Origin of the sequence: Colwellia sp. KU-HH00111 (genome assembly GCF_040362745.1) — a bacterium.
GTDB lineage: Bacteria > Pseudomonadota > Gammaproteobacteria > Enterobacterales > Alteromonadaceae > Colwellia.
The window spans coordinates 29939-45157 of record NZ_BAABWO010000011.1 but is presented as its reverse complement, the minus strand read 5'-3'; the positions used below and the strand labels follow the sequence as shown (position 1 = coordinate 45157).

General features: G+C 39.1%; 10 protein-coding genes. All 10 read right to left on the bottom strand.

Features of this window, described 5'->3' with window-relative positions:
- Positions 1 to 3: 3 nt before the first annotated feature.
- The 10 genes from ABXG98_RS16975 to ABXG98_RS16930 all read right to left on the bottom strand — a co-directional run bounded on the left by ABXG98_RS16975 (position 4) and on the right by ABXG98_RS16930 (position 15199).
- Positions 4 to 1791, bottom strand: a complete 1788-nt coding sequence (locus ABXG98_RS16975; RefSeq protein ID WP_353539890.1) for an ABCB family ABC transporter ATP-binding protein/permease — start codon at positions 1789 to 1791, stop codon at positions 4 to 6.
- A 166-nt stretch (positions 1792 to 1957) separates the two neighbouring features.
- Positions 1958 to 2251, bottom strand: coding sequence for an integration host factor subunit alpha (locus ABXG98_RS16970; protein WP_353539889.1), 294 nt, complete (start codon positions 2249 to 2251; stop codon positions 1958 to 1960).
- 3 nt (positions 2252 to 2254) lie between these two features.
- Positions 2255 to 4678 (bottom strand): phenylalanine--tRNA ligase subunit beta, encoded by a 2424-nt coding sequence (gene pheT, locus ABXG98_RS16965; RefSeq protein WP_353539888.1) that lies wholly within the window; start codon positions 4676 to 4678, stop codon positions 2255 to 2257.
- Positions 4679 to 4690: 12 nt separating this feature from the next.
- Positions 4691 to 5686 carry a phenylalanine--tRNA ligase subunit alpha gene (gene pheS / locus ABXG98_RS16960; RefSeq protein ID WP_353539887.1) on the bottom strand — a complete coding sequence of 332 codons (996 nt, stop codon included), beginning with the start codon at positions 5684 to 5686 and terminating at the stop codon, positions 4691 to 4693.
- Between the two features lie 139 nt (positions 5687 to 5825).
- Positions 5826 to 6083 carry a hypothetical protein gene (locus tag ABXG98_RS16955; RefSeq protein WP_353539886.1) on the bottom strand — a complete coding sequence of 86 codons (258 nt, stop codon included), beginning with the start codon at positions 6081 to 6083 and terminating at the stop codon, positions 5826 to 5828.
- A 77-nt stretch (positions 6084 to 6160) separates the two neighbouring features.
- Positions 6161 to 9238 carry a D-2-hydroxyglutarate dehydrogenase YdiJ gene (gene ydiJ, locus ABXG98_RS16950; protein ID WP_353539885.1) on the bottom strand — a complete coding sequence of 1026 codons (3078 nt, stop codon included), beginning with the start codon at positions 9236 to 9238 and terminating at the stop codon, positions 6161 to 6163.
- A 147-nt stretch (positions 9239 to 9385) separates the two neighbouring features.
- Positions 9386 to 9835 (bottom strand): cytochrome c, encoded by a 450-nt coding sequence (locus tag ABXG98_RS16945; RefSeq protein ID WP_353539884.1) that lies wholly within the window; start codon positions 9833 to 9835, stop codon positions 9386 to 9388.
- Between the two features lie 21 nt (positions 9836 to 9856).
- On the bottom strand, positions 9857 to 13015 hold the full coding sequence (locus ABXG98_RS16940; RefSeq protein ID WP_353539883.1) for an efflux RND transporter permease subunit: 3159 nt from the start codon (positions 13013 to 13015) through the stop codon (positions 9857 to 9859).
- Entirely contained in the window at positions 13012 to 14499 is a 1488-nt protein-coding gene (locus ABXG98_RS16935; protein WP_353539882.1) for an efflux RND transporter periplasmic adaptor subunit, read from the bottom strand. Before ABXG98_RS16935 ends, ABXG98_RS16940 begins: the two co-directional genes overlap by 4 nt.
- Positions 14492 to 15199 (bottom strand): TetR/AcrR family transcriptional regulator, encoded by a 708-nt coding sequence (locus ABXG98_RS16930; protein ID WP_353539881.1) that lies wholly within the window; start codon positions 15197 to 15199, stop codon positions 14492 to 14494. The genes ABXG98_RS16935 and ABXG98_RS16930 overlap by 8 nt, the downstream gene beginning before the upstream one ends.
- Positions 15200 to 15219: the final 20 nt, after the last annotated feature.

Genomic DNA, 15219 nt, shown 5'->3' with positions numbered 1-15219 from the left:
ACGTTACTTAGCTGACTGCTGTAATTGCCACATTTTACTGTACTTCCCTTGTAATGCCAGTAATTGTTGATGATTACCTTGTTCAACAATTTCACCTTCATCCATAACAATAATATTGTCGCTATCAACAATGGTTGACAGACGATGGGCAATAACTAAAGTAGTACGGTTTTGTGCTACTTCATTAATTGCAGTTAAAATCGCTTGCTCTGACTGACTATCCAAGGATGATGTCGCTTCATCAAACACCAGTATCTGCGGGTTTTTCAAAATGGTTCTTGCAATGGCAACACGTTGTTTTTCACCACCTGAAAGCTTTAAACCACGCTCACCCACCATGGTTTCAATGCCATCAGGCAAGCTAGTAACAAACTTGTTTAAATGCGCCATTTCAATAGCTTGCATAACCTGTTCTTTGCTCGCATCAGGAGCACCATAATTAACATTAGCAAACAAAGTATCATTAAAAAGCACGGTATCTTGCGGTACGATACCAATATGTTGTCTAAGGGAGTGTTGAGTCACATCACTAACATTTTGCCCATCAATGGTAATACTGCCAGAATCAACATCATAAAAACGAAATAACAGTTTGACTAAAGTTGATTTGCCTGAGCCACTTGTGCCCACTACCGCAACTTTCTCACCGCCCTTAACTGTAAAGGAGATATTATCAAGAATGGCTCTATTGGGGTTATATGCAAAGCCAATGTTATCAAAAGCAATTTCCGCTTTAGTTAAAGTTAATCTATTGGCATTAGCTTTATCTACAACCTTGGGTGTTTTATCTAGCAGACCAAATAAGTTTTCAATGTTGGCTAACGAGCCTTTGATCTCGCGGTAAACAAAACCTAAAAAGTTAAGTGGAATAAACAGCTGCATCATAAAGGCATTAATTAAGACAAAATCACCTAACGTCATTTTACCTTCACTAACATGTACAGCCGCAAGCGCCAACATTGAGGTCATAGCAATTGAGATAATAAACGCCTGACCTCCATTTAAAGCAAACAGTGACAAGCGGTTTTTTATTTTAGCCTGCTCCCAAGTACTTAGCTGCTGATCATAAGCCTTGGCTTCATAGTCTTCATTGGTAAAATATTTAACTGTTTCATAATTGAGTAAGCTATCAATAGCACGCGTATTACTCGAAGAGTCCGCAACATTAGCAGCACGCACGTACCTTGTTCGCAATTCTGTGGCATAAACAGAATAGGCGACATAGGCGACAATTGAGCCTAAGGTGATTAGGGCGAACCACACACCATAATTAACAAACAAAATGGTAACCACCATTACTATTTCAAGCAGCGTTGGCACAATATTAAACACCATAAACCGCATTAAGAAACTAATACCAGAAGTGCCACGGTCAATATCTCGCGATAAGCCACCTGTTTGACGATTTAAATGAAAATCTAAATCTAGTTGATGTAAATGTCGAAATACGTTCAAACCTATCCGGCGAATAGCACGTTCGGTAACTCGACCAAATAAGGTATCGCGCACTTCTGCAAAAACTACAATCGACAATCTTACTAATCCGTAGGCCGCTACTAAACCTAAAGGCACGACTAAGGTTTGCAATTTTTCTGGCGCTTTAGCATCTAACGTATCAACTATATCTTTTAAGATAAAAGGTAAATACACACTAGCAATTTTGGTTAATACCAAACAAAAAATTGCCAACACAATACGTACTTTAAACTCAAACAAATAAGGTAGAATCAGCTTGAAAGCTTGCCAATTCAAAGTGGTTACTTCGTGTTCAGGGTAGCTAGAACGGCGCATAAAGTACTTCAGGTAGAGGGTTAGAAAAACCGTAAATTTTAAAAAGCAAAAAACACACTAACGCCCAACGATAGTGTGTTTTATATAACCTTGATTAGCGCTTAATTTTCGAGGCTAGCTAATAGCTTAGCTAGCATATCACGTCAATTAATAAAAATCGGGTTATTTACTCGCTGTTACCATCTTCAACTCGGCTTTTTAATTTTTGCCCGGGTCTAAAAGTGACCACTTTACGGGCAGAAATTGGAATATCTTCACCAGTTTTTGGGTTACGGCCTGGACGTTCGCTCTTTTGACGCAAGTCGAAATTGCCAAAACCAGAAAGTTTAACTTGTTCACCACTTTCTAGTGTTTCACGAATTTCTTCAAAAAAGATTTCAACCATGTCTTTTGCGTCGCGTTTGCTTAGCCCAACTTTTTCAAATAAATGTTCTGCTACTTCTGCTTTGGTAAGCGCCATTGCTTAGTCCCTCAGTGATGCATTCAACTCTGTTTGTAAGGAATCAACGACTCGATCAATAACATCTGTGATGTCTTTTTCTTCAAGCGTTTTATGCGTATCCTGTAATACTAAGGCTATGGCAAGGCTTTTATAACCTTCTTCAATACCTTGACCTTGGTATACATCAAATAAGTTTAGATCAATTAAATGATTTCCGCCAACCTTTTCAATAAGTTGTAGTACTTTTTTTGCATCCACATCTTCTTTTACTACTACTGCAAGGTCTCTTCTGTTGGCAGGGAAGCGAGATATAGCAACGGCTTCAGGGATTTTTTGCGCTAAAATTTCAGTCAACAATAACTCAAAAATTAATGTTCTTCCGTTTAATCCTAATTTTCTTTCTAATTCAGGATGTAAGGCACCAACATAACCCACTAATTGTCCCGCATTAGTAATTTTTGCTGTTTGCCCTGGGTGTAAAGCACAAATTTCATCTTTTGAGAATTCAAATCCGCTCACATCGCCAGTTAAAGCGAGTAACGCTTCTACATCACCTTTAATATCATAAAAGTCGGTAGCTGCTTTTTCCATATCCCAATGTTCATCAACGCGTTGACCACTGATAACACCAGCAATCATGTTTTGTTGACGAACGCCATTTTCAGCGGTTTCATCAGGTACAAAACGTAAGCCTGTTTCGAATAAACGCACTCGTCCTTGTTGACGGTTTTGGTTGTAAGCAACCGATTGCAATAGACCTGTCCATAAACTTAAACGCATCACAGACATTTCAGATGAAATAGGATGCGGCAATGTCATTACTTCTTCATTTGGGTGCAGTAAACTTTGTACTTTAGGATCAACAAAGCTATAAGTAATTGCTTCTTGATAATCACGATTAACCAATGTTTGTTTTAGTTTAGCTAAAGAAAGGTTAGCTTCTTTTTGTGCAACCATTTTTAACGTTGCTTTGGGAGCAATATTAGGAATATTGTTATAGCCAAAAATGCGCGCAACTTCTTCAATCAAATCAACTTCAATTTTGATGTCGAAGCGGTAAGCGGGAACAACAACTTGCCACACTTTGTTATCACCTTCACCATTCTCAGTAACATCAAAGCCTAAGCGCGTTAAAATTTCAGATACCTTGTCGTCTTCAATATAATGACCAATGCGACTGTCGAGTTTTTCGCGACGTAAGCTAACATCTTTAGTTTGAGGAATGTTTTCATCAGATCTAGCCTCAACAATCGGACCAGCTTGACCACCAACAATGTCTAATAACAACGCTGTTGCACGCTCCATTGCTTCATGCTGTAAGGTTGGATCAATACCGCGCTCATAGCGATGTGATGCATCGGTATGTAAACCGTATTGACGTGCTTTGCCTAAAATAGCTAACGGAGCAAAAAAGGCACTTTCTAAAAAGATATCCGTTGACGCACTTGTTACACCAGAATCAAGACCACCAAAAATACCAGCAATAGCTAATGCCTTACTCGAGCCTTGATCTGGTGCATCAGCTATAACTAACGTTTGTTCGTTAAGCGTCACTTCATTTTCATCGAGTAAAGTGAGTTTTTCATCTTTATTCGCATAACGTACGCTAATGCCACCATCTATTTTTGCTAAATCAAATGCATGCATCGGGTGACCAAGCTCTAATAACACATAATTAGTGATATCAACAACCGGATCAATTGAACGTGTACCACATCGACGCAGCTTTTCTACCATCCATAAGGGGGTTTGCGCTGTTGAGTTAATTCCTTTGATAACACGACCTAAGTAACGAGGACAGGCTTCACCCGCATCAATGGTAATAGCAAGTTTATCATCGATACTTGGTTTTACAGAGCTTATTGCAACTTCTGATACTGAAAGAGAGTTAAGCACGCCGACTTCGCGTGCTAAGCCTTTAATGCCCAAGCAATCGCCACGGTTTGCGGTTAAGTCAACATCAATAGTGACATCATTTAAATCTAAATACTCTCGCAAACAAGTACCCACAGGAGCATCTGCGGCTAACTCCATAATACCATCTGAACTGTCACTTAAACCAATTTCTGACTCGCTGCACAGCATACCAAATGATGGTGCACCTCGTAATTTGGCTTTTTTAATTTTGAAATCACCCGGTAATACAGCACCTACTGTAGCAACAGCAACTTTTAATCCCGCCCGACAATTAGGCGCTCCGCAAACAATATCGACTAATGTTCCGTCACCATAATCACCAAGGTTAATTTTGGTTACTTGTAGTTTGTCAGCATCAGGGTGTGGGCCACATTCAACCACTTCACCAATAACAACACCACTAAATTCGCCCGCAACGGGATCTACGCCATCGACTTCAAGACCAGCCATGGTGATTTGATGAGTTAATTCATCAGATGAAAGTGCAGGATTTACCCACTCACGTAACCAAGATTCACTAAATTTCATTTTTGGTATTTCCTACTTGAACTGTTTTAAGAAGCGAAGATCGTTTTCAAAGAATGCACGTAAATCATTTACGCCATAACGCAGCATAGTTAAACGCTCTACGCCCATACCAAAGGCAAAGCCTGTATATTCTTCTGGATCTATACCAACACTTTTAAGTACATTGGGGTGCACCATCCCGCAACCGAGTACTTCTAACCATTTACCGTTTTTCCCCATAATATCAACTTCAGCCGACGGCTCAGTGAAAGGAAAATAGGATGGACGGAAACGAATTTCTACTTCTTCCTCAAAAAAATGATGCAAAAAGTCATGCAAAATACCTTTTAGATGAGTAAAGCTAACATCTTTATCAACCATTAACCCTTCTACTTGATGAAACATTGGCGTATGGGTTTGATCATAATCGTTACGATATACTTTGCCCGGAGAAATAATACGCAAGGGTGGTTTTTCCACTTCCATGGTGCGAATTTGCACTCCTGAGGTTTGTGTACGCAACACTAATTTGGGATTAAAATAAAAGGTATCATGATCTTGACGTGCTGGGTGATGCTCAGGAATATTCAGCGCATCAAAGTTATGATAATCATCTTCTACTTCAGGGCCTGCTTTGACTTCAAAACCTAAATTGCCAAAAAAGCTTTCAATGCGCGCTATTGTGCGTGTCACCGGGTGTAAACCACCGAGTTGTGTGCCGCGACCGGGTAAGGTTACATCAATTGACTCCCCAGCCAACTTTTTAGCAATTTCTTCAGCGCGCAGTAACTCTCCACGTTCGGTTAATAGTGATTGCACTTGTTGCTTGGCAATATTAATGATTTGACCCATTTTAGGTTTTTCTTCTTTAGGTAGTTTTCCTAAGCCTTTCATTTGCTCAGTAAATAACCCTTTTTTTCCTAAAAAATTAACCCGTACTTGATCAAGTGTATTGGGATCTGTGGCTTCACGAATAGCACTTTGTGCCTGCGCTACAATGCCATCTATAGTGGTGGTGTCTAAACTCATGATTTCCTCTAAAACGGGACTAAAAACACTTATTTTTATTGATAAAATAATTGTTTAGTAAATAGACTTAAAAAATGCAGATGATTTTACACGAAAAACAATGTTTATGTAGGGAAAATAGTGGTTTTAGCGTAAGTTTTTAACCTTTATCGATAGATTTATCTGAACTTGCTTGTTGTTCTGCTTCACGTTTAACAAGCAGGAAGGTTAAATACATTTTGGTCGGCAAGGAAAATATCAGACCAAAGGCGATAAAAACAGCACTGATAATAATACCCTTAATACCTAGCGAGTGCATATAGTCGCTGAAGTTATGTAGGTATATACCGACTAAAATCAAACATAAGCCGATAACAATAGATATTTTTAATAACTGAATTAAACGCTGCTCTGACATAAGCTATAGTGACTTTAATCAACGATTAAAGTCACTATAGGCTTGTTATCATAACAATTGTTTGTGGTACATCAAACTTACTTTAAAATTGCAACTAATGCCTCAACGGGGTGTCTAGCCTTTAGCTCAGTTAAACGCTTAACTTGCGAACGGCAAGAGAAACCTGTCGCTAAAATTTGTTCCGTAGACAATGATGCCAATTTAGGTTGCCAACCTAAATCAAACAGCCCTTTCGAGTTTGCTAAATTCGACTTTTCATGGCCATAAGTTCCAGCCATACCACAACAACCGACACTGACTTTTTCTAGGGTTAGACCAAAATATGAAAAAATATCAACCCACTCGTTTTCGCTATTTGCTAAAGCCGTTTTTTCTGTGCAATGTGCAAATAATTTATAGCTAGGCTGAGTGAGGTTATTTTCAAGGTTAAAGCTGGGATCATTTTTGATAAATGTCAGTAACCATTCGTGCGCTAATAACACAGTAAAATCACCACGCTTTTCGCCCAAAATTTTCGCGTATTCATCACGATAACAAAGCACCATTGAAGCATCCATACCTACCATGGGAATATTCAATGTTGCCAATTGATTTAAAAACTCACTTGATGATTTAGCTGTGTTAGCAAAACGCGCTAAAAAACCTTTAACATGTTGTGCCTTACCGTTGGGTTTAAAAGGCAGTAAGATAGGCTCTAAACCAAGTTTACGAATTAGTGTCATCATGCTTTGTACTGTATTGGCATCATAAAACGAGGTAAAAGGGTCTTGGACAATCAGTACATATCCTTGACGTTGTTTGTCGGTTAATGACTGTAGCTTGGTTAAATCAAAACCAGAAAACCCTGCTTGTTTGACTTGGCTTTGTAACGTTGGCACGCTTAGTAAAGGAGTATTAACATAGCCAATGGTTTTTTCTGATAACTTGTCATAAGCTTTCAGGCTTAAAATTCGATTTACCAGCTTTGGCGCTTTCGCCATAAGTGGCGCTAAAATTTCTACATTAGCCACTAGATGATCTTTTAGTGGTCTAGGGTAGCGTGAATGATAGAGGTTAATAAAGCGACTTCTAAAGTCAGGTACATCTACTTTAATTGGACATTGACTAGCACAGGCTTTACAGGCTAAACAGCCTTGCATTGCTGCCATTACTTCATGAGAAAAATCATCTTTGTTGTCGTTTTTTTCAAGAAAAGTGACTTTAAATTTGCTTATAGTACTATCAAGCAACTTTTTCACTGACCAATGATTAATGTCTTGCTCTAGTGATAAAACATCCACCCCTTGTTTTTCTAATAAGCGTAACCATTCACGCATTAACCCAGCACGACCTTTCGGAGAATGGCGACGATCTTTAGTTATTTTACTCGACGGACACATCGGGCTGCTAGCATCATAATTAAAACATAGTCCGTTGCCATTACAGTCCATGGCCGCGTTGAATGAATCTTTAACTGTTAATGGTATTTGTCTATCAAAATAGCCACGTTTGGTATCATCAACACTAACTAATTGCTCAGTTGAATCTAGTGGAGTACATATTTTTCCAGGATTCATTTTATTTTTAGGGTCGAAAACCGCTTTGATTTTTCTCAATTCAGTAAATAGTGTTTCACCAAAAAATTCAGGCCCATACTCAGAGCGATAACCCTTTCCGTGTTCTCCCCACATTAAACCGCCATATTTAGCGGTCAGTTTTACCACTTCATCAGATAAGGTTCTAAGCAACTTCTCTTGCTCAGGGTCACACATATCAAGAGCGGGGCGAACATGTAATACACCTGCATCAACATGACCAAACATGCCATAGTGCAAGTTGTAGCTATCAAGTAACGCTCTAAATTCAGCAATAAAATCTGCAAGGTTTTCAGGAGGTACCGCAGTATCTTCGGCAAAAGCTAATGGCTTTTGACTTCCGTCAGTGTTTCCTAAAAGTCCAACTGCTTTTTTACGCATTGCATAAAGCTTATTGATACTGCTTAAATCAGAAGTCACCTGATAGCCAATAACTCCGCTTTCTTGGTTAGCAATAGTTTCATCTAACCCTGCTGTTAATAGCTCAACTTGCACAGCCAGTGCTTCAACGGTACTACCATTAAACTCAACAATATTGATACCATCCATCACTTTATCAGGTACATCGGTTATCAAATCACTGACACTGTGCCAAACAATATCTTGCTTAGCGAGATTAAGTACCTTGCTGTCTATGGTTTCTACAGACGTTGCTTTGGCATTGACTAAAAATGGTGAGTGGCGCAGCGCTGAGTCAAAGCTATCATATTTGATGTTAATGAGTGTTTTTGCAGGGCTAATTGGCGTGATATTTAGTTTGGCCTGACAAACAAACGCTAATGAGCCTTCAGAGCCGGTGATCAAGCGGCTTAAATCAAAGGTATTTTCTTCATCTTGGAGTACATTTTCTAAATCATAGCCCGTTAAAAAACGGTTTAACCGCGGAAATTTTTCTAAAATAAGGCCGCGATTATCAACACTTGATGCGAGCACTTGTCTGGTTATTTGGCCATGACTACTGTCTTGCTTGGCTAAATCTTGTGCTTGGGCCATTGTCATCGGCTCGGTATTGAGTACATCACCATTAGCTAGTACCGATGTCAGCGCCAGTACATGATTGGAAGTTTTACCATAAACTAACGAGCCCTGACCTGAAGCATCGGTATTTATCATGCCGCCAATTGTAGCGCGGTTGGAGGTTGACAAATCGGGGGCAAAGAAAAACCCATGGGGACGTAAATAGTCGTTTAGTTGATCTTTTACCACGCCCGCTTCAACTTTTACCCAGTTTTCTTCCACATTGATTTCTAGCACTTTATTCATGAACTTAGATAAATCAACAATAATCCCCGGCGTTAAACTTTGGCCGTTAGTTCCAGTGCCGCCGCCTCGGGCACTAAATTTAATCTCACTAAAGTGTGCTTCACTTGCGGTTTGTGCCAACACTACTATGTCTTGTTGACTACGTGGATGAATGACTAATTGCGGTAACTGTTGATAAACACTGTTGTCGGTAGCAACCGCTAAACGCGCACTGTAGCTGGCATTAATATCGCCGGTGAAAGTTTTCGCTTTTAATGCACTAACAAAATTATCATAAAGAGGGGTAAGGTGAGTTTGATGATCAATACGCGGTAGCATGAATATTTTTCTGTAAACAATGATGAGTTAAATGGAGTATACCACGGCAAAATTAATTGTTTAGCTATAGCAAGGCACTAGTCATAGTATTTTAAAGAAATATTAATACTATTTTATTACTAGTGCCTTTGCTTAGAGCATAATAATTTATTTTAAAATGGCTGCCACTTTAGTTTTAAACTCACTATGGCAGCTAATACAGCCGCCTATCATGGTTTGAAAATTTTCTGCTATGGCTTTAAGGTCTTGCTGGTTAGCATTTTTAGCCATGGCAACGGCTGCGCCATGGACGACATCGTCATTACTTTTAAAGTTTGCCATTTCCTTACCCATTGCTTTCATCAAGGTCATACGGGTTGCCAAACTAGGTTTAGGGTGGTTGGCAATGTTGTTCGCCAAGGTTTCAATGGTTTTAAAGTCTTCCATTAACATCGCTTTGGTTAGTTGTTGCGTATCTATTAATAAGCCCTGCATTACTTGCTTTAAACTTCCTTCTTTAGCTTGTATTAGATCAGTATTATTTGCTTGTAATGTATTGCTAAGTCCCGTTAAAACCAAAAGCGAACTGATGACGAGTGTTTTTTTTAAGGTAACCATTATTTTCTCCAGTAATTGTTTTTATATTGTTGGGTTATTTACGGGTAAACTGTTTTTAGCTTCATGCACTGTTAGCTGACTCTCTGCTAACTTAGGCTGCGCTGCTTTGGCAATACCAAAATCTTCTAATACACTGTATAAACATGGAATAACAAATATAACTAACAAGGTTGATGTTGCAATACCAAAGACAATACTAGTAGCTAACGGTATTAATATTTGTGCTTGTGAGCTGGTTTCAAATAACAATGGTGTCATACCTGCAATCGTTGTAATTGATGTTAACAATACCGCTCTAAAGCGATCACGGCTTGCTTTAACTGCTGCTTCATGAACCGTTAAACCTGTCTGAACGCGCTTTTTAACAAATTCGACTAACAAAATAGAATCGTTAACAACAATACCAGCCAAAGAAATAAATCCCATCATCGAAGGCATGGTAAATTGTAAGCCCATGATTAAATGCCCCCAGATAACCCCTATTAAGGCTAAGGGAATAGCAACTAACACAACGAAGGGTTCAACATAACTTTTAAATTGAAATGAAAGCAGTACAAATACACCAAACAAGCCAACGACAAAAGCGCGCACCATAGACAATTGTGTGGTGCCAGCATTTTTAATTTCACCTTCATAGTTCAACGTTAATTCAGGGTATTTTTGCTCAAATTGAGGTAACCATCGTTGACTAATATCTGCTAGCACTTGTTTAGTATTATTTTCATCGACATCAATATCACCATAAACTGTTACGGTGCGTTGATTATTAACTCGACTAATTCGAGCAAAACCTCTTGATGATTGGACATTAGCAACACTGGTCAATGGAATAACCGCATTAGTTTGCGGGTGAACAATTGGAAAAGTATCAAAATCAAGATATTCATCACGAGAGCTTGAGGCAAGCTTTACGGTAACTTCAAAGGTGTTTAACCCGACATTTGTTTCTAACACTTTAATGCCCTGAAATGCACTTCGCATTTGACTGGCGATAGTTTGCGCATCAATTCCAAGATTTGCAGCACCAGCCTTTAACGTAATAGAAAACTCGGGCTTGCCTGGCCGCAAATCATCAAACACATTATCAACGCCATCATATCCGGCTAACCACTGTTGCAATTCAAACGAGGCTTTTGATAATGTTGCAAAATCATCACCTTTAATGCGAATTTCAATCGCCTTACCACTGGGCCCTATTACTGGCTCTTTAAACGATATTGTCTGTGCCTGCGCAATTACTCCTGCAGCCTCACGCCAATAATTAATAAATGGTTGAGTACTAGTGTTTCTAGATTCAGCTGTGAGTAAGTCCACTTTGATAGTCGCTAAATGTGGACCAAGCTCATAGGCATCATCATTTTCATTATAGCTAACACTGATCGCACGAATAAGAGGGGCTTGTTCAAACTGCTGAAAATGCTCTGCGGTTTTATCTAAGGCTGATCGTAATTGTTTAACAACCGCTTCAGTTTGTTTTAATGGTGTACCTGAAGGCATTAAAATACGTGCTTGAACCATATCCCCTTCTATATTAGGAAAAGCAGAAAACTTTAAAACACCTGAAACTAACATACTCAGAGAAACTAAAAATAATGCGATCACACCCCCTAAAAAGGCATAGCGAAAACGAATAAGTTGCTTAACCAAGTTAGCGGTTTTATCGCTGAATCGTTCAAATTGATAGTTAAATTTAACTCGAAAAGGCGAGGCAGCCTTTGTATCAACCTTAGACAATGAATGATTCAAATGGTGTGGCAAGATCAAAAATGCTTCAATGAGTGATACTGAGATAACCGTTAGTAACACAATTGGAATTACCTTGAGTACTTGTCCTAAGTCACCTTCAATAAAAATCAATCCAGTGAAAATACAGGCGGTAGTTAAAAATGAAGAAATAACCCCACGAGCCACAATTTTAGTGCCTTCGATAGATGCTTTCACCGGCGACAAACCTTTTTTAATCTGGCTGCCGATTGACTCCGAGATAACGATAGCATCATCCATTAAAATGCCCAATGACAGTAATAACGCGACCATGGAAAACATATTAATAGAGATACCGAAATGATTTAAAAAATACATACTGGCAAGGAAAGAGACCGGCAAGCCCATAACCACCCAAAAAGCATAGCGGAAAGTGAAAAACAGCCACATTACCGCAAAAACCAGAATCAAGCCTTGCCAAGCATTTGTAGATAATAGTTTTATTCGGTCTTTAACAATGCTGGTTGCATCTTGGGTTAGTGTTAATCCAACATTTTTAGGTAATCGCTCCCGTTCTTTTATCAACATTTCTTCAACTGCTTCAAGCACACGTAGACTGTCATCGGTGGTGTTTTTACTAATGGCTAGAACAGCCGCATTTTGGCCATTAAAGCTGAGTTTCTCTTCGGCAAGTTCAAAAGTGTCACTGATTTTAGCAATATCGCCCAACAAAACATCGTTACCATTAGCCCCACTCATTACAACAATGCTAGCTAGATCTGCTGCGGTTCTTCGTTCATCAGAAAAACGTAACTGCGTTTCTTGAAAGTGAGTTTCAATAGTGCCTACAGGTAAATCAACATCTTGTTTAGCAATAATACTCGCAATATCTTGCATGCTTAATCCATAGCGCCTGATATTGTAACTAGGCACAGAGACTAACAATTGACGGTCTGAAAATCCTTGGATATCCACTAAAGGGATGTTGTCATGACGCAATAACCGCTGCTTAATTTGCTCTGCTAGCGTTTTTAATTCAGCGCGTGGTAATTGCGCGGTGAGGGCTATTGAGATAACACTTTGTACACGCCCCACTTCACTAACAACAGCTTTTTCTGCCTCAGTTGGGAAATCACTAATACCATCTACAGCGCTATTAACATCATCTAAAAATTTGGTAAAGTTACCTTGTTCATACATTTTTACCGTCATGATGCCGATATTTTGCCGGGCCTGACATGTTTTTTCTTCAACAAAACTAATACCATCAAGCGCATCTTCTAAGGTTAAACAAATCCCTTGTTCTACATCTAACGGAGTTGCACCCGGATAGGGTACTTGCACTTGTACTGAATACGCTTTCACCTGCGGAAATGTTTCTCGTTTGATTTGCGGCAGTGTAAGCAAGCCAATCGCCAGTAATATCATCATTAATAAGTTAGCAGCGGTTGGATGAACCGAGAAAAAACGGATCATAACTTTTCTCCAGCCTTATATTCATTTGCTGATTCAGCACCTAACCATAGTGCCATTTGCTTACTCACATTCTGATCAAGCATGGGTTGGACAGGCATTGTATTTACCGCAGGGAACACATCTGAGGTAATGACTTTATCTTGCGCTTTAATTGCACTTAAATTTGCAGGTTCAATCAGTAATAAATCACCATGGTATTGCAATTGCTCAAGCATAACTCGTTGCAATCTGTCCTGTTTATTGACCATAAACAGCTCATTACCATGGAGTGCGAACCGAGGCAAAGTTAGCATTGGTTTGGGTTTTCCTGATAACACCACCTTCATATACATACCTTCAAGCAATGGCGGCCTGCTGCCAGGAAGAATATTTTTATAGCTATCGGTAACACTAACAATTAAACCAACTGTTCGGCTTTTAGCGTCTAAATTATCACTAAAGCGCTCTACTTTGGCTGGCCAAGGCTTAAAAAAACCACTTGGGTCTTCAACCATCACGGTTAAACCTAGTGACTGCAACACAGATTTCATTTTGAAGGGGATATCATTACTCGCAGTTACTTTGGTATTGGTATTGGTATTGGTATTGGTATTGGTATTGGTATTGGTATTGGTATTGAAATTTTGTGCAAACAAACGAAATTGTGCCAACGGAAATTGCGCGTTTATAATCACTTTATTCAAACTAAAGGCATCAAATAACTGTCCAGCTGTTGCCAGCCCCCCTGCACTTACATATTGATTAAGTTCAGTGTAAACATTACTGATCCTGCCATTAAAGGGCATCTCAATTTTAGTACGAGCAAGGTCTCGTTGGCTTTTTTCAAGTTTTGCCTTTGCGATCTCTAGTTGCGCTTTCATTACCTCAAGCATTGAAGGTAAAGTCGTTTTTTTATTTTCTAGTTGTTGTACTTCTTGTTTTTGTCTGAGCAAATTCTGCTTTTCTGCGTTGAGTGATGATTTTGAAACAGCGCCAGTTTTATTTAACTTTTGCATGCGCGCATATTCTGTTTCACTCACCTGTAATTTTTCTAATGCTAAGTCTAGCTCAAGCTTATTATTGGCAATGGTCAGCGTCATCTCTTGCAAATTGGCTTTATTTACTAATAAGTCAGCTTGCGCCTGCTTTAATTGTAATAAGTAATCTTTATCGTCAATTGCCAATAATAAAGTGCCTTTATCAAATATCTCTCCCTTTTTAAGTTTGGGATGAATATAAGTGATGCGCCCAGAAACTTCAGCTTTGGCTTGCAGTGAAACATCCGGTTTTATCACGCCAAAGCCAATAATTTGTGGCGAGATAACATGCGAGATAACCTCCACATAATTAACCGGGGTGACCACAGAGGTTGCTAGCTCATGTTTCATACTAGGTTGAAGTTTGATAATGGCAATCATGATAATTAAGCCGATTGAGGCGATTATGGGTAAAACAATCTTTTTAGTTAACATCACCTTGCTTTTTGGCTGTTCGAGTTTATTCATCTGCCGCTCCTTTGGGACACTTAGCCCCTGCAAAACCCTCAAGGGAAACATCTTTTTTTATCGCTATATTGTGTTCAAATCGCTGACAGCCAAAAATAAATTGCTGATAAATATGCTCAGCCCAAAGCGGGCTTTTGAGCTCTTCATCACTAATTCCCCAAGCTTGTTGACGAATTGACTTATTGATAAATGGGGTAATCAGCATAGTTACCAAAGAAAAGGCAACATACTTAGCCGTGCGCTCATCTTCAATTGAGGTATGCTTTTTGATCAACTGAGGTATAAAACTTGCCATTTTTCGAGGGAATTTATCGATAAAGGCATTACTTAACATAGAGTTTCCTGCTAAAAACTCATCGTGGATTAAACGCGCCAACCCTTTATGCTTATTTAACATGGTTAATATTGTCTCTATGAACGTCTTTATTGGCTCCGGTGAATTAGCGATAGTTTGCATGACAACAAAATGCTTTTTCGACATTTCATCCAGTAAAGCGATAAATAAACCTTCTTTATTAGTAAAGTAATAACTCACCATCGCGGAGTTAACACCTGAGTGTGATGCGATTTCTCTGATAGAGATATTAGCATAGGGTTTCTCGGCAAGTAGTACTTCTGCCGAGCTTAATAATTTACCCTTTTGAATAGCTTGTTTATCTATATCTATTGGCCGACCTTTCGTTAAATTTACTGCTGTCATTTGCCTACGCCCATTTAATT

Coding starts and splice junctions, on each gene's coding strand:
- ABXG98_RS16975 (WP_353539890.1), bottom strand. CDS start 1,791: ATGCGCCGTTCTAGCTACCCTGAACACGAAGTAACCACTTTGAATTGG.
- ABXG98_RS16970 (WP_353539889.1), bottom strand. CDS start 2,251: ATGGCGCTTACCAAAGCAGAAGTAGCAGAACATTTATTTGAAAAAGTT.
- pheT (WP_353539888.1), bottom strand. CDS start 4,678: ATGAAATTTAGTGAATCTTGGTTACGTGAGTGGGTAAATCCTGCACTT.
- pheS (WP_353539887.1), bottom strand. CDS start 5,686: ATGAGTTTAGACACCACCACTATAGATGGCATTGTAGCGCAGGCACAA.
- ABXG98_RS16955 (WP_353539886.1), bottom strand. CDS start 6,083: ATGTCAGAGCAGCGTTTAATTCAGTTATTAAAAATATCTATTGTTATC.
- ydiJ (WP_353539885.1), bottom strand. CDS start 9,238: ATGCTACCGCGTATTGATCATCAAACTCACCTTACCCCTCTTTATGAT.
- ABXG98_RS16945 (WP_353539884.1), bottom strand. CDS start 9,835: ATGGTTACCTTAAAAAAAACACTCGTCATCAGTTCGCTTTTGGTTTTA.
- ABXG98_RS16940 (WP_353539883.1), bottom strand. CDS start 13,015: ATGATCCGTTTTTTCTCGGTTCATCCAACCGCTGCTAACTTATTAATG.
- ABXG98_RS16935 (WP_353539882.1), bottom strand. CDS start 14,499: ATGAATAAACTCGAACAGCCAAAAAGCAAGGTGATGTTAACTAAAAAG.
- ABXG98_RS16930 (WP_353539881.1), bottom strand. CDS start 15,199: ATGACAGCAGTAAATTTAACGAAAGGTCGGCCAATAGATATAGATAAA.